The following is an 18,279-nucleotide window of genomic DNA, read 5'->3' as shown; positions in this document are numbered from 1 at the left end:
TCGGCGTGCTCAGCAACACAGTGGCGGCGGAGAGTTAAGCATGCTCGACACCGCCACGATCGAACGTCTCGCCGCGCGCCTCGACGAAGCCGAGCGCACCAAGGCGCTGATCCCGATGTTTTCGAAGGACTATCCCGGCATCACCATCGAGGATGCCTATGCCATCCAGCGCGCCTGGACCAAGCTTCAGCTCGGCCGCGGGCGCGTCATCAAGGGCCACAAGATCGGCCTCACCTCGAAGGCGATGCAGAACGCGGTCGGCATATCCGAGCCCGATTACGGCGTGCTGTTCGCCGACATGTTCTATGCCGACGCCGGTCCCATTCCATTCGATCGCTTTCACGCGCCGCGGATCGAGGTCGAGCTCGCCTTCGTGCTGAAGGCGCCGCTGCGCGGGCCGGACTGCACCATCTTCGACGTGCTCAACGCCACCGATTACGTGACGCCGGCGCTCGAGATCCTGGAGACGCGCATGCATCGCGTCGATCCCGAGACCGGCAAGACCCGAAAGGTCATGGACACGATCTCGGACAACGCGGCGAATGCCGCGCTGGTGCTGGGTGGCCGGCCGTTCCGCCCTCTGGACGCGGATATGCGCTGGATCGGCGCGCTGCTGTTCCGCAATGGCGAGATCGAGGAGACCGGGCTTGCCGCCGGCGTGCTCAACCATCCCGCCAACGGCATCGCCTGGCTCGCCAATCGCCTCGCGCCGCATGACGAATATCTCGGCGCCGGCGAGGTCGTGCTGGCGGGATCATTCACGCGGCCGGTCGACATCCGTCGCGGCGACACGGTCCACGCCGACTATGGCGGGTTCGGCTCGGTGTCGTGCCAGTTCGTCTGAACCAACAAGAAAGAGGAAGCGAACCATGACGGGACAAACGAAGCGCAAGAGCATCCACATCGGCGGCTTCAAGCATGCCAACCCGATCCCGAACGCCTGCCGCATCGGCAATCTCGTGATGTCAGGCGTCATCCTCGGCCGCGATCCCGCGACCGGAACCATGCCGGAAGGCCTGGACGCCCAGTGCGCCAACATGTTCGCGCATATGAAGGCGACGGTGGAAGCCGCCGGCGGCTCGACCAACGACATCATCAAGATGACGGTGTGGCTGAAGGACCGCTCGCAGCGTGGCCCGGTGAATGTCGAATGGCTGAAAATGTTTCCGGACGAGCATTCGCGCCCCGCGCGTCACGCGCTGCCGATGGACAACATGGACGGCGGCGCGCTGGTGCAGTGCGACTTCACTGCCGTGATCGACTGAGAGGGATTCGCCATGCCGACCTATCTGCCGTTCGACCCCAATCCGCGCCGCCCCGTCAAGTCGCCGCCGCCGAAGGCCGTCGACAGCCAGTTCCACGTTCTGGGCCCGCTGGACAAATATCCAATCCGCCTGGGCGCGGCCTATCAGATGCCGAGTGCGACCTGGGAGGCGGCGCTGCGCATGCACAAGACGCTCGGCATCGAGCGCGGCATCATCGTGCAGACCACGACTTATGGCGCCGACCATTCCGTCGTGCTCGACGGCCTTGCCGCCATGGGCCCGAACTATCGCGGCTGCGCCAACGCGCTGGTGTTCGCAGAGGCGAGCGACGCCTATCTTGCGAAGCTGCATGACGCAGGTGTCCGCGGCGCGCGCTTCAGCTTCCGCCAGGAGCTCGGCGCGGTGCTGTCGGATCAGGATTTCGCCCGCGCCATCGCGCGGATCCGCGAGCTCGGCTGGTACGCGAAGATCCAGCCCGAGAAGGACGGCATCGTCTCCAGTGTCGCGAAGTACGAGAATCTTGACGTGCCCGTGCTGATCGACCACATGGCGCGGCCGGAGCCGGAGCGTGGCAAGGACGATCCGAACCTGCGCAAGATGCTCGAGCTGCTCGCCAAGGGCAATTTCTGGGTCATGCTGTCGCTCGGCGAGAAGACCTCGAAGGCCGGCCCGCCCTGGGACGACGTGATCCCGATCGCACGCACCTATATCGAGGCCGCGCCCGACCGCTGCATCTGGGCCAGCGACTGGCCGCATCCGGTCTCCGTGAAGCAGCCGCCAAACGACGCCGACCTGCTCGAACTGATGTTCCGCTACGCGCCGGACCAGGCGACGCTGGAGAAGATCCTCGTGCACAATCCGGCAAAGCTGTTCGGCTTCACCGACTGAGCGCGCCCGCACCATCGTCGTCCTGGCGAAAGCCAGGACCCATGAGCCCAGGAAGCAGTCGTGCGGTGAGACATCGACCACAATACCGCCCGACGAACTTCCGCCCGCGGCTATGGATTCCGGGCTCGCGCTGACGCGCGCCCGGAATGACCGGATGGGTTACGGCGAGATGATCCGATCGCGCATGGCGATCATCACGGCCTGCGTGCGGGTCGCCGCGCCGAGCTTCCTGCAGCAGCTCTTGATGTGTGCCTTCACGGTGCGCCCCGTGATGGTCAAGGCGCCGGCGATCTCCTCGGTGGATCGCCCGATGGCGGCCAGTGTCAGCACCTCGCACTCACGCAGTGACAAGGCGAGCTTCGGCGCCTCAGGCTGGCCGCGCAGTCTCAGCGCCCGGTCGAAGGCATAAAGCGCCATCAGATGGAGGGCGGGCAGCTCGCGCTCCGGCAGATCGATTTCGCTGCCGCCGAAGAACACATGACCCATGCGGCCCGCGGGCGAGGCGACCGGGACCATCACGCCGTCGACCATACCGAAGTCGCGGGCGCGCCGCACGAGTTCGATGGCGCGCGGCTCCCGGTTCGGATCATACGGCGCATCCCTGAGCCAGCGGAACGGCCGCAGCGTCGTCTTGCAATAGCGGAGCGCCGGATCGTCCCACACGAACTGCCCCTCCGAATACATGTCCAGAAAGCCGGCCGGCAGCCGGTCGGCGAGAACGGCGTCGCGCGCGGGTTCGGTCGAGAGAGGGGCGACATAGGCGCAACAGAAATAGTCGAGGCCGTGCTGGCCAAGCATGTGGCCCATTGCGTCCATGACGCCCGCGGTGTCGGGAAGCTTTTGTACGCTCTCGACGAATTCGAACGCGCGGCTGCGGATCACATCCATCGACGATCCTCCGATCAGGCCTTGAAGGATCGGCGCTACGCTACCTTTCCGGACATCGAGTGTAGGACGGCGGTGCGGCGCCCGCAATCTGCGCGAGAATTTCCTGCCCGCGCGATGCGTGAGTGCTTCGCCGTCATGGCCCCCCAGTTGAAGCGACAGACCGGCTTTCAACCCGCGTCTTACGCGCCAGCGCTGCAACATGACCCCGCGCGCGAGACGGTCAGGGACGGCGGGCGCAGGGTTCTGAGGAGCCACCCTGCCATCGGCGGGCCCGAATTAAGCCTTTGTTAAGACCGGAGGCGCGCGACGGCGGTTTCGTGGCGTAACTGAGTTCTTAACCAATTGCCTCTAATTTGTGCATTCCCACCTCGTGAGCGGCCTGTCGCCTGACGTCCCGGCGCAGCGCCCAAAAACACCGAAGAGGCAGAATGCGCTCTCTCAAGAACCTGTTTTCCCTTCGCTCGATCGGCGCCAAGCTCGCCCTCATGACCGTGGTCGGCGCCATCTGCATGGCCCTGGTCGCCTCCACGATTTTGTGGATCGCGCGCAACCAGCTCGTCACGGAGCGGGTCGAGAAGGCGCATGCCGTCGTCGACGTGGTCTGGAACCTCGCCGATGGCTACTACAAGGCCTACAAGGCCGGCCAGATGACCGAAGAGCAGGCCAAGAAGCGATTCCTGGAAGCCAATAATCTCGTCTGGTACGAAGATCACTCCAACTACGCCTATATCTACGATTACGAGACCGGGGTCTGCGTCTCCAATCCCGGCATCCCGAATTTCGTCGGCAAGGACATGCGTCCCAACAAGGACGCCAATGGCAATCTCTTCGCCGTTACGCTGATGGACATCGCGAAGAAAGGCCAGGGCACCCTGCGCTACGCCTTCCGCCGCAGCGGCAGCGATGCCACCCCGCTCGACAAGGTCGCCTTCACGCGCGGCTTCGCGCCGTGGAATCTGATGATCGCGTCGGCCGAATACATGTCGGAGGTCGACAACTCCTTCTGGTCAATGGTGCAGACCGCATCCGTGGTCATTGCCGTGCTGATGCTGATCTCGATCGCGGTCGCCTGGGCCGTGGGCCGCAGCGTGGTGAAGCCGCTGACGAGCCTGAAGGAGCGCATGGCCTCGCTCAGCGCCGGCCAGCTCGACGCGCCCGTGGCCCATGCCGATCGCCGCGACGAGATCGGTGAGATGGCCCGCACCGTCCAGGTGTTCCGCGACGCCATGATCGAAACCAATCGCTTGCGCGAAGAACAGGCGATCACCGAGCAGCGCCAGATCGAAGCGCGCAAGATCGACATGAACCGCCTCGCCGACCAGTTCGAGAGCGAGGTCGGCGAGATCATCGAGCTCGTCTCGGTTGCCGCCGGCCAGCTCGAGACGTCGTCGACGACCCTGTCCAAGACGGCCGATACCGTCGCGCAGGTCTCCAACCGCGCCTCCACGGCGTCGGGCGAAGCGTCGGCGAACGTGCATTCGGTCGCGGCGGCGAGCGAGGAGCTTGCATCCTCGATCGGCGAGATCAGCCGCCAGGTCGAGACCTCGGCGCGAATCGCGGGCGAAGCCGTCAACCAGGCCCAGAAGACCGACACGCGCATCAGCGAGCTGTCGCAGGCCGCGAGCCGGATCGGCGACGTCGTCGATCTCATTCAGACCATCGCCGGCCAGACCAATCTTCTGGCCCTGAACGCGACCATCGAGGCGGCGCGCGCCGGCGATGCCGGCAAGGGCTTTGCCGTGGTGGCGTCCGAGGTGAAGACGCTCGCGGAGCAGACCGCGAAAGCGACCGACGAGATCAGCCAGCAGATCGCCGACATCCAGTCGGCGACACGGGATTCGGTTGCGGCGATCAACGAGATCGGTGCGACGATCGGGCGCATCTCGGAAATCTCGGCTGCGATCTCGACCTCGGTCGTGCAGCAGGGCTCCGCCACGCAGGAGATTTCCCGCAACGTGCAGCGCGCCGCCGCGGGCACGTCGCAGGTCGAGACCAGCATCGCCGATGTCCAGCGTGGTGCAGCCGAGACCGGCGGCGCCTCTGCCCAGGTGCAGTCGGCAGCGCAATCGCTCGCCACCGAGAGCGTCCGCCTGAAGCGCGGCGTCGCCAGCTTCATGAGCTCGATCCGCGCGGCGTGATGCCGCCTTATCGGCCGCGCGATCTCATCACGCGGCCGGCTGCGCCGCCAGCCTGTCGCGTACCTCGGCCGCGATCTCGAACGAGCGAAGCCGCGCGGTGTGATCGTAGATCTGGCCCGTTGTCATCAGCTCATCCGCGCCAGTCTCGGCGATCAGCGCCTTCAGCCCGCGCTCGATGACCGCGGGCGAGCCGACCACCGAGCAGGCGAGCGACTCGCCGACGCCGGCCTTTTCCGCGGGCGACCACAGCGCGTCCATGTCGTCGACCGGCGGCGGCAGAGGGCCGGGCGTGCCGCGGCGCAGATTGATGAACTGCTGCTGGAGCGAGGTGAACATGCGCTGTGCCTCGACGTCGCTGTCGGCGGCGAACACGTTCACGCCGATCATCGCATAGGGCCGATTGAGCTGCGCCGACGGCTCGAACCGCGACCGGTATTCGCGCAGCGCCTGCATCATCATCGTCGGCGCGAAATGCGAGGCGAACGCGAAGGGCAGGCCGAGCATGGCCGCGAGTTGCGCGCCGAACAGGCTCGAGCCGAGGATCCAGATCGGCACCTTCAGTCCCATGCCGGGAACGGCGCGGATGGTCTGGTTCGGCTGCACCTCGCCGAGCAGCGCCTGCAATTCCAGCACGTCATGCGGGAAGTTCTCGGAGCTGGTGGCGAGATCGCGGCGCAGCGCCCGCGCGGTGAATTGATCGGTGCCCGGCGCGCGCCCGAGCCCGAGATCGATCCGTCCCGGATAAAGCGACTCCAGCGTGCCGAACTGCTCGGCGATGATCAGCGGCGAATGGTTTGGCAGCATGATGCCGCCGGAGCCGACGCGGATCGTTTTCGTGCCGCCCGCGACATGCCCGATCACCACCGACGTTGCGGCGCTGGCAATGCCAGTCATGTTGTGATGCTCGGCCAGCCAGAACCGCTTGTAGCCCCAAGTCTCGGCATGCCGGGCGAGATCGAGCGAATTGCGAAACGCCTGCGCCGCATCGCCACCCTGCCGGATGGGTGCGAGGTCGAGCACGGAGAATGGGATCATGCGAGGGCACCGGGAGGGAAGCGAGAGACGCGCGTCGGGCTCTCATATTTAGGGACCGGCCGTGGAAATGCTAGTGCGCCTCCCGCCGACTTCACTACGCAACGCGGATCCTGCAGTTAGAATCTATGATCTCATACCTGACAAATCCGTGGGACTTTAGAGCTGCATCGACTTCATCGCGTGTCAACTTACAATCCGATCCCAAAATCACGCGTTCAATCGCTCCGTTGTGTTCAACAGAATCGTTTAGGCGCCGTCCAAACGGAAATGCCACGTAACAAACACCACCGGAAATTCCGCGACGTTCGAGAGGCTTTCTCCAAAACAATTCTGTTCCGTCGTCAAAGTAGTCCATGGGGATCGATGCTGCTTCGCCTTCTGGGGCATCCTTTACCTGCATGTAGACCAACCGCACCTCTCGCTCGTAGTTCCATGTGTTGTGTTTCAATGCTGTAACTGCCGCAAAAACTGAAGCAGTCGCATTGATCCAATAGATTTCGTCTTCAACATCTGGATCAATCTCTGTTGCCATGGTCCGAACGAGGTCCCTAAATCCTTCGCCGGTGCTCTCATCTAAGTAAGTCACTCGCTGCAAACGACCAGGCATCGATAAAATTGCGGTGGGACGAAATCCGATAGCTAGACCCGAATGGTTGCCGCCGTATGCTCCCCACATTGGTAGCTCATCTTTGGCTAAAGAAAAGCAACAGCAGAATGCTTGCTGATCTTGTCGAGCACGAGATAGTCCTTCGCTGAGCTTGCCTAATGCGCGACGGAGGCTACCTTTGGATTCGTTGCTGACGGATTTGATAGCCTCAAGGACGTGCTCATAGCCAAGGTGAATTTCTCGGGGATCATTCGCTCCGGCAAGGTCGGTGTACCAAAGGGTCTTCGATTGGAGAATGCCGTGGAATGCGTCTGCCGAGCAATATTGGTACAAAGTAGTTCGTGGATAGAACTCCATAAACGGCATAACCTGCAATCCTAGTCTCGATGAATGAAGGTAGTAGCGATATTGCGTCGATTCGCCAGCTATGGCGAGCGTCAGCGGGCCCTTCGACAGGCCTCGTCTAACGGGCAGAGCTTGTGGTCATGTCTTTCCACGCGGATCTTTGAGGAGATCGGGCAGGACGCGGCCTCCGTCGCCGAATGCGTTGAGGGCCTCGCTGGGAAGCCGCCTGATCTCTTCGTCAGTGGCCACCGCATATTATGCACTCGGAGGAGGGGCGAGCGTAGCGAAGCCCATCACCTTGTTGAACCGGCATCGATGCGTGCCGCTGCGCCCTACCACTTTCATAAACCGCCAGCACGGATTTGACCCGTCGGGCAAAACACCAGCCCCACGCGAAACCCTGTCAACTCTCCGCCGCAAAAATATTCCACTTTGCCGAAATTCGGAATTGCGTTATTTGTTCGCCATCTCGGTCCGAGGAGAGGGGCGATCGTACGTCGTCACGAATGTGGGCCGGGGTGCGGTGGACGCGGCAGCGTCGGGCATGCGAATGCGGGACCAGGGCGAGATGAACCTCGTGAGGTCCTTCTGCGTGCGGACGAACGGCGCCTGTGTCCGGCGAAGCCTTTGGGCGGAGCCGGATGGCTGCGTACGGCAAAACCGTGTGGTCCCGGCCGTCGTTGCTACGGTCAAGCCTTGCGGAGATGGATCGGGGCTCAACCGGGTCTCGAAGCATTGTCAATTCGCAAGGCGACGGTGACAAAAGGAACTCGTCGCCGGGGAGAGCACGGCATAAGCCGTCAACCACTGCGCAGGGAAGGCCGAGTGACTGGCTACACCTGTATGCTGCTGTGCGGTTTCCTCTGCGCTACACGCGCACAGTGGACCGCGGGTGCCAGCCGGCACCCGGTCTTCCCTGCGCCCTCTTCACTGAGAGAGGGTCAAGGAAACGAGCAAAACTCGGGCGCTTCGTGCCGCGAGACCGCTGATTCATGCGTGGAATGCTGGTGCTGCCGGACAGGATTGAACTGTCGACCTCTCCCTTACCAAGGGAGTGCTCTACCACTGAGCTACGGCAGCAAATGCTGGCAAAGAATCGGGCCGCGACATGGGCCCGCCAAGCGGGGCGATGGATGCCACAAGGCCCCCTCATGTGCAAGCTTGCCGGGCCCGGGAAATCGATAAAATCGGCCCCGTGGTGTGCCGGAGGCGGCCTTTTTGTCCCGAAATGACCGATTTGGGCGCGATTTGGTTCCGTATCCCGGCCAACTGGCCAGTTGGCCATGTCCGCGGATTCGACCGATTGTGCCCGCTTCGTTGTGCCGGCTGGCCGGCGCCCTTGAGCTGTCGTCGTTCGATGGCATCCTGCCACTGATCGATGTAATGGGCCCACGATGACGGACGAGAACGAAAAGAGCGCAAGATCGACGGTCGGGTCCCGGCAGGACCGGCTGAAATCGGCGCTGCGCGAGAACCTGAAGCGGCGGAAGGCGCAGGCGCGCGAGCGCGCAAGCGCGGCCGGCCCCTCGCAGGATGACGAACCCTCCCTAGATGAGGGGATCGACGGCAAGACCGGCGGCTAGATTTTCTTCTCGAATGAGTGAGAGCGACGATGGGGCAGGACGAATCGCAACGAACTGACAGAAGCGCGCAGATCGCGCGGTTCTCGCGCCCCGAACAGACATTCCCGACCCTGACCGCTGCCGAGATCGAGCGGCTGCGCCTGTTCGGCGAGCTCCGCACCTATCGTCACGGCGAGCTCCTGTTCGAGACCGGCAAGCGCGGGCCGGGCATGTTCGTGGTGCTGTCGGGCCATGTCGCCATCACCGAGCGTGACGGGCTCGGTCACGTCACGCCGGTGATTGATCAGGGGCCCGGCCAGTTCCTGGCCGAGCTCGGCCAGCTCTCGGGGCGGCCGGCGCTGGTCGATGGACGCGCCGAGGGCGATGTCGAGGTGCTCCTGATCCCGCCGGACCGCCTGCGTTCGCTGCTGGTCGCCGAGGCCGACCTCGGCGAACGCATCATGCGCGCGCTGATCCTGCGCCGGGTCAACCTGATCCAGGGCGGCGTCGGCGGCCCCGTGCTGATCGGGCCGTCGAACTCCGCAGGTGTGGTGCGATTGCAGGGCTTCCTCACCCGCAACGGCCAGCCGCATCATCTGCTCGACCCCGACAGCGAGCATGACGCCGCCGAGGTGATCGCGCGCTACTCGCCGAAGCCGGAGGATTGGCCGCTCGTCGTCACCGCCGACGGCACCGTGCTGCGCAATCCGAGCGAGATCGAGCTCGGGCGCGCCATCGGCATGATCGGCGGTCCGAAGAACGATCGCATCTACGACGTCGCGATCGTCGGCTGTGGACCGGCGGGGCTCGCGACCGCCGTCTACGCGGCCTCCGAAGGCCTCTCGGTCGCCGTCGTCGACACCCGCGCCTTTGGTGGCCAGGCCGGCGCCAGCGCGCGTATTGAAAACTATCTGGGCTTTCCGACCGGCATTTCCGGCCAGGCGCTGGCGGGCCGCGCGTTCACTCAGGCGCAAAAATTCGGCGCCGACATCATGATTCCGATGTCGGTGAAGTCGCTGGATTGCTCACGCGCTGGTGGTACCTTCGCGCTGGCGCTGGATTGCGGCGACACCTTGCGCTCGCGCGCGGTGGTGGTCGCGAGCGGCGCACGCTATCGCCGGCCGCAGATCGAAAATCTCGACAAGTTCGAAGGCCGCGGCGTCTGGTACTGGGCGTCTCCGGTGGAAGCACGGCTCTGTTCCGGCGACGAGGTGGCCCTCGTCGGCGCCGGCAATTCGGCGGGACAGGCCGCCGTGTTCCTGTCGGGTCATGCAAAAAGGGTGCTGATGATCATCCGCGGCGGCGGCCTGGGCGCCAGCATGTCGCGCTATCTCATCGAGCGCATCGAGGCGACACCGAACATCGAACTGCTGTTCAACACCGAGATCACGGCGCTCGAGGGCGACGACACCGCGCTGCTGCGGCGCATTCGCTGGAAGAGCCGGCTGTCAAGCGACGAGGATTCCGCCGAGATCCGCAATCTCTTCCTGTTCGTCGGCGCCGACCCCGCCACCGGCTGGCTCGACGGCTGCGGTGTCACGCTCGATCGTGGCGGCTTCGTCGTCACCGGCGCACAATCCGAGCAGAACCTCGGCCGGCTGGTGGCCCCGCTCGAAACATCCGTGCCCGGCGTCTACGCCGTCGGCGACGTCCGCTCCGGCTCGGTCAAGCGCGTCGGCGGTGCCATCGGTGAAGGCGCACAGGTCGTGGCCTCCCTGCACGGCTATCTCGGCGACGCCGCAAAACCGGCGCTTTAATCAAGGATAAAACAAGCAGACGGCAAGCGGAATGTGACTTGCGATCTTGCCGCTAACTGCGGACTATCCCCTCATCCTGAGGAGCCGCGACAGCGGCGTCTCGAAGGATGAAGGCCCGGACATCGGGGCCTCATGGTTCGCGCGGCGATGCGAAGCATCGTCCGCAGGCGTGCTCGCACGCTCCTCACCATGAGGGACGAAAAAAGATTTCAAGGGAGGACTAAATGGCTGAACTCGTCGTGCTCTACAAGACGCCCAAGGATGCTGCGGCCTTCGACAAATATTATGCCGAAACGCACATCCCGCTTGCAAAGAAACTTCCCGGCTTGAAGAAGTACGCGATCAGCAAAGGGCCGGTCGGTACGCCCGCAGGTCCCTCGCAATTCCACCTCATCGCGATTCTGACCTTCGACAGTGTCGGCGATATCCAGAAGGCGTTCGGCACGCCTGAAGGCAAGGCGGCGGCGGCCGACGTGCCGAAATTCGCCAGCGGTGGCGTCGAGATGCAGATCTTCGACACCAAGGAGGTGTGAGGCACACGCAAGGACGGCCCGCATGCGGTGGGCCGTTCTTGCCAAACCCAATTCAGCTTTCGCCGAAAGTTTGCTATCGTTTGTGACAGCGATGCAAATAGTTCGAGCATGCGTTTGTCAATTCGCACGACTGCGCATGGCGTGGCGCGCATGCGTAGCGCTAACGCATGTAGCAATCCGATGAGGACCGTAATACCATTCTTCTGACCTCAGTGCAGAGAGTAGGAGAGATGCCGTGGTTCTTGGGTTGAGCCTGCCCGCCTTCACATTGGTCCATGTCATCATCAGCCTGATCGCGATCGTCAGCGGCCTTGTCGTGATGTTCGGATTGCTCGGCTCGAAGCGGATGCCGGGCCTCACCGCGATCTTCCTCCTCTTCACGATCCTGACCAGCGTCACGGGCTTCCTGTTTCCGTTCAAGGAGCTTCTGCCGTCGCACATGATCGGCATCCTTTCGCTGGTGCTGCTCGCGATCGCCTGCATCGCGCTGTATGGCATGAAGCTATCGGGCGCATGGCGTCCGATCTACATCGTGACCGCGATGACCTCGCTCTATCTCAACGTCTTCGTGCTGGTCATCCAGTCGTTCCTGAAGGTGCCGGCGCTTGCCGCACTCGCCCCCGCCGTGCCGCCGGCGCCGCCGTCAGGCCCGGTGTTCGCCGTGGTGCAGGGCATCGTGCTCGTGTTCTTCGTACTTGTCATCATCGGCGCCTGGCGCCGCTTCAGGCCGATGGCCTTTGCCTGATCTATCGCAGGCGGGCGCGCCACGCGCCCGTCATTCCGGGGGCATCGCGCAGCGATGAACCCGGAAATTCGCGCAAACAATCTCCGGATTCCGCACTTCACGCTTCGCGTGCCCCGGAATGACATCTCACTAAAGGAGCCCTGCAATGCCCACCATCACCACCAAAGACGGCGTCGATATCTTCTACAAGGATTGGGGCTCGGGTCAGCCGATCGTGTTCAGCCATGGCTGGCCGCTGTCGTCCGACGACTGGGACGCGCAGATGATGTTCTTCGTGACCCGCGGCTATCGGGTCATCGCCCATGACCGCCGCGGCCATGGCCGCTCGACGCAGGTCGCCGACGGTCACGACATGGATCACTATGCCGACGACCTCGCCGCGGTCACGGCGCATCTCGACCTGAAGAATGCCATTCACGTCGGCCATTCCACCGGCGGCGGCGAAGTCGTGCACTACATCGCGCGCCACGGCGAGAGCCGGGTGGCGAAGGCCGCGATCCTCTCCGCGGTGCCGCCGCTGATGGTGCAGACGCCGGCCAATCCGGGCGGCCTGCCGAAGAAGGTGTTCGACGATTTCCAGGCGCAGCTTGCCGCGGGCCGCTCGAGCTTCTACCGCGACATCGCCGCCGGCCCGTTCTACGGCTACAACCGTCCCGGTGCAAAACCGTCGGAAGCGGTGATCCAGAACTGGTGGCGTCAGGGCATGATGGGCGGCGCGAAAGCGCATTACGACGGCATCGTCGCCTTCTCGCAGACCGACTTCACCGAGGACCTGAAGAAGATCAACGTGCCGGTCCTGGTGATGCACGGCGACGACGACCAGATCGTTCCTTACGCCGATTCCGCGCCGCTGTCGGCCAAGCTGCTCAAGAACGGCACGCTGAAGACCTACAAGGGCTTTCCGCACGGCATGCCGACCACGGAAGCCGAAACCATCAACGCGGACCTGCTCGCGTTTTTCAAGGGGTGAGAGCGCCGCGTTCGTTGGATCACACGATCCGCGCTGCTTTTACCCTCCCCCCTTGTGGGAGAGGGTGGCTACGCCGCGTAGCGGCGAGACGGGTGAGGGGTCTCTCTCCGCGTATGAATCTCTCGCGTTGAAGTTTGCGGAGACAACCCCTCATCCGGCGCCATAGCCGAAGCTCCGTTCGGCGTTCTCTTAAGGACGGCGGCCGAAGGCCGCCTATGCCACCTTCTCCCACAAGGGGAGAAGGACAAGACTCTCACTTCAAAATCCCCCTGATCGCATCGAACGTCCGCTTCACGAAAGCCTCCGGCTTCTCGCGCGTGCCTTCGCTGACCCAGCTCTCGCCACCGACGCGCATCACGCCGGTGGCGATCATGGCGACGAGCCGTGCCTTCAGCCGGTCCGATTTGCGGCCGGAGCGCCGGGTGAGCCCTTCGGCGAGCGCGCGCTCGAGCTTCTCGTATTTGAGCTGATCACGCGCCTGAAGCGCGGGATTGTCGCGCTTGAGCCGCGACATCGCAGCCGCTTCAGCCGGATCGAGCCGCTTGATTGCCGCAGCGATCGCGTTCTCCGCCGCCGTCAGCATGGATTCCGCGGCCGGCCGAGCGATGATCGCGTCGACCAGCGCGGTCGCGGCATTCTCCTGCCAGGCGGCGACCACGTCCTCCTTCGACGCGAAGTAATGGAAGAAGCTGCGGCGCGACACCTCTGCGGCAGCCGCGATGTCGTCGATGGTGGTGGCCTCGAAGCCTCGCTCCAGGAAAAGCGCCATCGCCGCGCGGGTCAGCCGCTCGCGGGTCTGCTCGCGCTTGCGCTGCCGCAGACCCGCCTTGGGTTCGGATTTGCCTCCTGAAGTCAATGGCTTGGCGCGCCGGCGTGCGCCCTTGGATGTCTTCAAATTATTTCACCTCTTGCAAATTTGCACCAAGTGCACATTTAGACCGGTCGCGGGCACATCCAACCCCCGAGCGCCTGGAGATATGGCATGACCGACTGGACCACGGCAGACATTCCCTTCCTCAGCGGCAAGACCGCCGTCATCACCGGGGCCACGGGCGGTCTCGGCTACGAGACGGCGCTGGCGCTGGCGGGCGCCGGAGCCATCGTCATACTCACTGGGCGAAGCGACGCAAAGGGCCTGCGGGCGATCGAGGGCATTTGCAACCGCTTTCCCAACGCCCTGATTGCGTACGAGAATCTGGATCTGGCAAGCCTTGCCTCCGTCGCCGACTTTGCAAGGCGCTTTGCCGCCAGCAACGAGCAGCTCGACCTCCTGATCAACAATGCCGGCGTGATGGCGCTGCCGAAACGGCAGGAGACGACGGATGGTTTCGAGATGCAGCTCGGGACCAACTATCTCGGCCATTACGCACTGACGGCTTGGCTGTTGCCGATGCTCCGCCGCGCGAAGGCGCCACGCGTCGTCAATCTCTCTAGCCTCGCGCACCGCTCCGGCGCGATCAACTTTGACGATTTGCAGAGCCGGCGCTCCTATCGTCCATGGCGCGCCTATTGTCAGTCCAAGCTCGCGATGCTGATGTTTTCGCTCGAGTTGCAGCGCCGCAGCGATGCCGCCGGCTGGGGCGTGCACAGCTTCGCCGCGCATCCCGGCTACGCGCGCACCGATCTCATTCCGAACGGCCCGGGCACCAATACCCTGTCGTGGCGCGTTGGCCGGCTGTTGCAGCCTTTGATCAGCCAGTCCGCCGCCGAAGGCGCGCTGCCCACGCTGTTTGCCGCAACCTCGCCGGCCGCGGAGCCCGGCGGCTACTACGGTCCGAACGGGTTCTACGAATTGAAGGGCGCGCCAATGCCGGCGAAGATCGTGCCGCAGGCGAAGGATTTCGCGGCCGCCGCCATGCTGTGGGATGTCTCGGCGACGCTGACCGGCGTATCCTTCGACGAGATCGCGGCCGCCGCCTGAGCGCGGTCCCCTCGGGGGACGTCCGCATGCAAGTCATCATTTTCGGCGCGGGCGCCATCCAGCCCTTGCATGGTGCGCGTTCAAAGACGGCCTGGGTGCAGGCCGTCTACGACGTGACCTGGCCGCTCTGGTCGGTGCTGCGCCGCCTCGCGCCGAGGCTGGTGACCTCGACCGGGCAGATCGGCCGCGCCATGATCCGTGTCGCCCGGGAGGGCTATCCGCGGAAGGTGCTGGAGATGGAGGATATCAATGGCTTCTAGCCAGGCGGCCCGGTAGCTTTCCGCGGAAATCTTGGCGCCCGCGCGCGTTGAGCTGATCCTGCGTCGAAGGAGAAGTGCCGGCGATGTCTCCCCAGCTCAAGTTGATTGCACTCGACGCCGATGATCTCGCCGTGATCTCGACCCATGTCCAGGATGCCCGCGTGCAGACCTCGGACATCATCTGGCGGCAGGGCGAGAAGCGGCTCGTGGTTGGCATGAGCCGGCTCGACTGGGAACAGACGCTGGAAGGCCAGGCCGCGCCGCGCCGGCTGGTTGCAGCGCTCCGCTTCGATCGCGTGCTGGCCTGCAAGTCGCGCAATATCGATCTCGCCGCGCTGGAGAAGGTTCTGGACCTCGTCGGCATCGAGTTTCACCCCCAGGACGGCCGCGCCGACGAGCCCGGCGGCAGCGCCCTGCTCATGTTCGCCCATGGCGGCGCGATCCGCCTCGACGTCGAATGCCTGGAATGCGAGCTGACTGATCTGGGCACCGACGAGCTCGGAACGGGGGTGGGCGGGAAGGGCGAGGGGTGGTGATGCCGTCGCCGCATGCTCCCGCGTCGTCCTGGCTGTCGTCCTGGCGAACGCCAGGACCCATAAGCCCAGGGTTTGGTTGTTGAAAACGGATGTGGCCACATTTCGTCCCATCGCACCAAGAGGGGTAATGGGTCCTGGCGTTCGCCAGGACGACGATCGAAAACGGCGACATCTCCCAAGGGTTGACGCCGCTTCCCCGCCGCGCCATTGAGCAAGGGCCGGGTGGGCCAATCCGCCCCAAAAGACCAGCCGGAAGCCAAGCCAAAATGCCCGTTCGTCTCGACCGCAGCAGCGCCGATTTTGACCAGCGATTCGCGGCCTTTCTCGCCGCCAAGCGTGAGGTCTCGGCCGATGTCGAGGCCGCCGCGCGCGCCATCGTCGAGGATGTGGCGAAGCGCGGCGATACCGCCCTGATCGAGGCGACGGCAAAGTTCGACCGGCTGACGCTGGACGCAGCCTCCTTGCGCGTCACGGTCGCCGAGATCGAGGCTGGGGTGAGAGCGTGCGATGTCGCGACGCTGGATGCACTCAAGCTCGCGCGCGACCGCATCGAGACCTACCACGCTCGCCAGCTCCCGAAGGACGAGCGCTTCACCGATCCCCTCGGCGTCGAACTCGGCTGGCGCTACACCGCGATCGAATCCGCCGGCCTCTACGTGCCCGGCGGTACCGCCGCCTATCCGTCCTCGGTGCTGATGAATGCGGTGCCGGCGAAGGTCGCCGGCGTGGCGCGCCTCGTGATGGTGGTGCCGGCGCCCGACGGCAAGCTCAATCCGCTGGTGCTGGCGGCGGCCCAGCTCGGCGGCGTCAGCGAGATCTACCGCGTCGGTGGCGCGCAGGCCGTGGCCGCGCTCGCCCATGGCACTGCGACGATCGCGCCGGTCGCAAAGATCGTCGGCCCCGGCAATGCCTACGTCGCCGCCGCCAAACGGCTGGTGTTCGGCAAGGTCGGCATCGACATGATCGCCGGCCCCTCCGAGGTGCTGGTGATCGCCGACGACACCGGCAATGCCGACTGGATCGCCGCCGACCTCCTGGCGCAGGCCGAGCACGATGCCAGCGCGCAGTCGATCCTGATCACCGATTCCGCGCGCCTCGCCACCGACGTCGAAGCTGCAGTCGCGGCGCAGCTGAAGACGCTGCCGCGCGCCGCGATCGCCGGCACTTCGTGGAACGACTTTGGCGCCATCATCATGGTGAAGGATCTCGCCGAAGCCATCCCGCTCGCGGACGCTATCGCCGCCGAGCATCTCGAGATCATGACGACGGACCCGGATGCGCTCGCCGCAAAGATCCGCAATGCCGGCGCGGTCTTCCTCGGCGCGCATACGCCGGAGGCGATCGGCGATTATGTCGGCGGCTCCAACCACGTGCTGCCGACCGCGCGCTCGGCGCGGTTCTCCTCGGGGCTGTCGGTGCACGACTTCATGAAACGCACCTCGATCCTGAAATGCGGCCCGGATCAGCTCCGTGCGCTGGGGCTGGCCGCGATGACGCTCGGCAAGGCGGAGGGGCTGGACGCTCATTCGCGCTCGATCGGACTGCGCCTCAATCTGTCATGACCAGCTCGCCCGAACAGGACGACTCCAACAATCGTATCGTCGCGGTCACCCTCGACGAGGACTCGATCGGCCGCTCGGGGCCCGATATCGAGCATGAGCGCGCGATCGCGATCTACGATCTGATCGAGCAGAACCTGTTCGCGCCGGACGGCGCGGACGGGAAGGGACCGTTCACGCTGCATATCGGCATCACCGGCAACCGGCTGGTGTTCGACATTCGCCGCGAGGACGGCACGCCCGTGGTCGCGCATCTGTTGTCGCTGACGCCGTTCCGGCGGATCGTGAAGGACTATTTCATGATCTGCGACAGCTACTACCAGGCGATCCGCACGGCGACGCCGGACAAGATCGAGGCCATCGACATGGGTCGCCGCGGCATCCATGACGAAGGCTCGCGCACGCTCCAGGAGCGGCTGAAGGGCAAGGTGCGGGTCGACTTCGAGACCTCGCGCCGGCTGTTCACGCTCATCACTGTCCTGCACTGGAAGGGTTAGGGCATGGCCCGGAAAAGTGTGCAGCGGTTTTCCGATAAGGCCATGCCCTCTATCAAAGAAGGATAAAAGCGGATGGCTGCGCCCCCACGCGCACGCGATCCGCAATCGGTGCTGTTCGCCTGCGCGATGAACAGCGTGCGTTCGCCGATGGCCGAGAGCCTGTTGCGGCACATGTTTCCGCAGGGCCTCTACGTCAAATCCGCCGGTGCCAGGAAGGGCGAGCTTGATCCGTTCGCGGTCACCGTGATGGCCGAGCTCGGGCAGGACATCTCGACCCACAAGCCGCAGACCTTCGAGGAGCTGGAGGATTGGGAGGGGCTCAATTTCGACCTCATCATCACGCTCTCGCCCGAAGCGCATCACAAGGCGCTGGACCTGACCCGCACGCTCGCCGCTGACGTCGAATATTGGCCGACGCATGATCCCACCACTGCCGAAGGCAGCCGCGATCAGAAGCTGGCTGCCTATCGCGAGGTCTGCGACCAGCTCCTGCTGCGTATCCGCAAGCGGTTCGCGAAGGCGGGCGCGGCGAACGGGTAGTTCTCTCGTGCCCCGGACGCAGCGCATCTTCCCCCTCTCCCCGTCCTTACGGGGAGAGGGCAGGGGTGGGGGGCTCTCTCCACGAACACGGTGGCAGCAGGACTCGCGGAGGCTCCCCCTCACCCGCCGCGCGTTCCGCGCGTCGGCCTCTCCCCACAAGCGGGGAGAGGCGAACCGAAAGCGCAAGCCCTGCGTAACACCCCCGTCACAGACCGCAGGCACACGCATCTTGG

Annotated in this window: 18 protein-coding genes, 1 tRNA gene and 1 pseudogene; 15 read left to right on the top strand and 5 right to left on the bottom strand. The window is 64.6% G+C overall.

The features are described from left to right. Positions 1-40: 40 nt before the first annotated feature. From hpaH to AYJ54_RS21795, 3 genes are read left to right on the top strand one after another with little or no spacing between them, the layout of a single operon-like run. The gene (gene hpaH, locus AYJ54_RS21805) at positions 41-844 is read left to right on the top strand and encodes a 2-oxo-hept-4-ene-1,7-dioate hydratase (protein ID WP_063702104.1); all 804 of its coding nucleotides are present in this window, start codon (positions 41-43) and stop codon (positions 842-844) included. A gap of 25 nt (positions 845-869) precedes the next feature. Further along, complete coding sequence (locus AYJ54_RS21800; RefSeq protein WP_063702026.1) at positions 870-1,265, top strand: RidA family protein; 396 nt, start codon at positions 870-872, stop codon at positions 1,263-1,265. A gap of 12 nt (positions 1,266-1,277) precedes the next feature. Next, positions 1,278-2,153: an amidohydrolase family protein gene (locus tag AYJ54_RS21795; protein ID WP_063702024.1), complete on the top strand. Its 876-nt coding sequence runs from the start codon at positions 1,278-1,280 to the stop codon at positions 2,151-2,153. Between the two features lie 159 nt (positions 2,154-2,312). Here the strand turns inward: AYJ54_RS21795 and AYJ54_RS21790 are convergent, their stop codons facing one another. Beyond that, positions 2,313-3,041 (bottom strand): helix-turn-helix transcriptional regulator, encoded by a 729-nt coding sequence (locus tag AYJ54_RS21790; RefSeq protein WP_063702022.1) that lies wholly within the window; start codon positions 3,039-3,041, stop codon positions 2,313-2,315. A 428-nt stretch (positions 3,042-3,469) separates the two neighbouring features. Between AYJ54_RS21790 and AYJ54_RS21785 the strand changes: the two genes are divergently transcribed. Then, positions 3,470-5,179: a methyl-accepting chemotaxis protein gene (locus tag AYJ54_RS21785; protein WP_063702020.1), complete on the top strand. Its 1,710-nt coding sequence runs from the start codon at positions 3,470-3,472 to the stop codon at positions 5,177-5,179. Positions 5,180-5,206: 27 nt separating this feature from the next. Here AYJ54_RS21785 and AYJ54_RS21780 read toward each other — a convergent pair whose 3' ends face one another. The 3 genes from AYJ54_RS21780 to AYJ54_RS21775 form a co-directional block, all read right to left on the bottom strand. Beyond that, positions 5,207-6,214 (bottom strand): luciferase-like monooxygenase, encoded by a 1,008-nt coding sequence (locus AYJ54_RS21780; RefSeq protein WP_063702019.1) that lies wholly within the window; start codon positions 6,212-6,214, stop codon positions 5,207-5,209. Between the two features lie 94 nt (positions 6,215-6,308). Beyond that, on the bottom strand, positions 6,309-7,187 hold the full coding sequence (locus AYJ54_RS47525; protein WP_082905780.1) for a DUF2971 domain-containing protein: 879 nt from the start codon (positions 7,185-7,187) through the stop codon (positions 6,309-6,311). A gap of 984 nt (positions 7,188-8,171) precedes the next feature. Beyond that, positions 8,172-8,246 (bottom strand) — tRNA-Thr (locus AYJ54_RS21775). A 314-nt stretch (positions 8,247-8,560) separates the two neighbouring features. Between AYJ54_RS21775 and AYJ54_RS21770 the strand changes: the two genes are divergently transcribed. The 5 genes from AYJ54_RS21770 to AYJ54_RS21750 all read left to right on the top strand — a co-directional run bounded on the left by AYJ54_RS21770 (position 8,561) and on the right by AYJ54_RS21750 (position 12,733). Then, the gene (locus AYJ54_RS21770) at positions 8,561-8,749 is read left to right on the top strand and encodes a hypothetical protein (RefSeq protein WP_063702017.1); all 189 of its coding nucleotides are present in this window, start codon (positions 8,561-8,563) and stop codon (positions 8,747-8,749) included. A gap of 29 nt (positions 8,750-8,778) precedes the next feature. After that, positions 8,779-10,485: an FAD-dependent oxidoreductase gene (locus tag AYJ54_RS21765; RefSeq protein ID WP_063702015.1), complete on the top strand. Its 1,707-nt coding sequence runs from the start codon at positions 8,779-8,781 to the stop codon at positions 10,483-10,485. A gap of 224 nt (positions 10,486-10,709) precedes the next feature. After that, positions 10,710-11,018, top strand: coding sequence for an EthD family reductase (locus tag AYJ54_RS21760; protein ID WP_063702013.1), 309 nt, complete (start codon positions 10,710-10,712; stop codon positions 11,016-11,018). A gap of 235 nt (positions 11,019-11,253) precedes the next feature. Further along, entirely contained in the window at positions 11,254-11,763 is a 510-nt protein-coding gene (locus AYJ54_RS21755) for a hypothetical protein (protein WP_063702011.1), read from the top strand. Between the two features lie 145 nt (positions 11,764-11,908). Then, positions 11,909-12,733: an alpha/beta fold hydrolase gene (locus AYJ54_RS21750; protein WP_063702009.1), complete on the top strand. Its 825-nt coding sequence runs from the start codon at positions 11,909-11,911 to the stop codon at positions 12,731-12,733. 253 nt (positions 12,734-12,986) lie between these two features. Here the strand turns inward: AYJ54_RS21750 and AYJ54_RS21745 are convergent, their stop codons facing one another. Continuing rightward, complete coding sequence (locus AYJ54_RS21745) at positions 12,987-13,628, bottom strand: TetR/AcrR family transcriptional regulator (protein WP_063702007.1); 642 nt, start codon at positions 13,626-13,628, stop codon at positions 12,987-12,989. An 87-nt stretch (positions 13,629-13,715) separates the two neighbouring features. Here AYJ54_RS21745 and AYJ54_RS21740 point away from each other — a divergent pair, with 87 nt between their 5' ends. The 6 genes and pseudogenes from AYJ54_RS21740 (at position 13,716) to AYJ54_RS21715 (ending at position 18,046) form a co-directional block, all read left to right on the top strand. After that, on the top strand, positions 13,716-14,654 hold the full coding sequence (locus AYJ54_RS21740; protein ID WP_063702005.1) for an SDR family oxidoreductase: 939 nt from the start codon (positions 13,716-13,718) through the stop codon (positions 14,652-14,654). Between the two features lie 38 nt (positions 14,655-14,692). Beyond that, positions 14,693-14,914, top strand: a pseudogene (locus tag AYJ54_RS21735) (epimerase); the annotation flags it as partial. 83 nt (positions 14,915-14,997) lie between these two features. After that, a complete protein-coding gene (locus tag AYJ54_RS21730) occupies positions 14,998-15,450 on the top strand; it encodes a DUF2948 family protein (RefSeq protein ID WP_063702001.1) in 453 nt (150 codons plus the stop codon). 266 nt (positions 15,451-15,716) lie between these two features. Continuing rightward, positions 15,717-17,012 (top strand): histidinol dehydrogenase, encoded by a 1,296-nt coding sequence (hisD, locus tag AYJ54_RS21725; RefSeq protein WP_063702000.1) that lies wholly within the window; start codon positions 15,717-15,719, stop codon positions 17,010-17,012. Continuing rightward, positions 17,009-17,506: a UPF0262 family protein gene (locus AYJ54_RS21720; protein ID WP_063701998.1), complete on the top strand. Its 498-nt coding sequence runs from the start codon at positions 17,009-17,011 to the stop codon at positions 17,504-17,506. Before hisD ends, AYJ54_RS21720 begins: the two co-directional genes overlap by 4 nt. A 72-nt stretch (positions 17,507-17,578) precedes the next feature. Beyond that, complete coding sequence (locus tag AYJ54_RS21715) at positions 17,579-18,046, top strand: arsenate-mycothiol transferase ArsC (RefSeq protein WP_063701996.1); 468 nt, start codon at positions 17,579-17,581, stop codon at positions 18,044-18,046. Positions 18,047-18,279 lie beyond the last annotated feature (233 nt).

Origin of the sequence: Bradyrhizobium centrolobii, from assembly GCF_001641635.1 — a bacterium.
GTDB lineage: Bacteria > Pseudomonadota > Alphaproteobacteria > Rhizobiales > Xanthobacteraceae > Bradyrhizobium > Bradyrhizobium centrolobii.
This window is presented reverse-complemented; position numbering and strand designations above follow the sequence as displayed.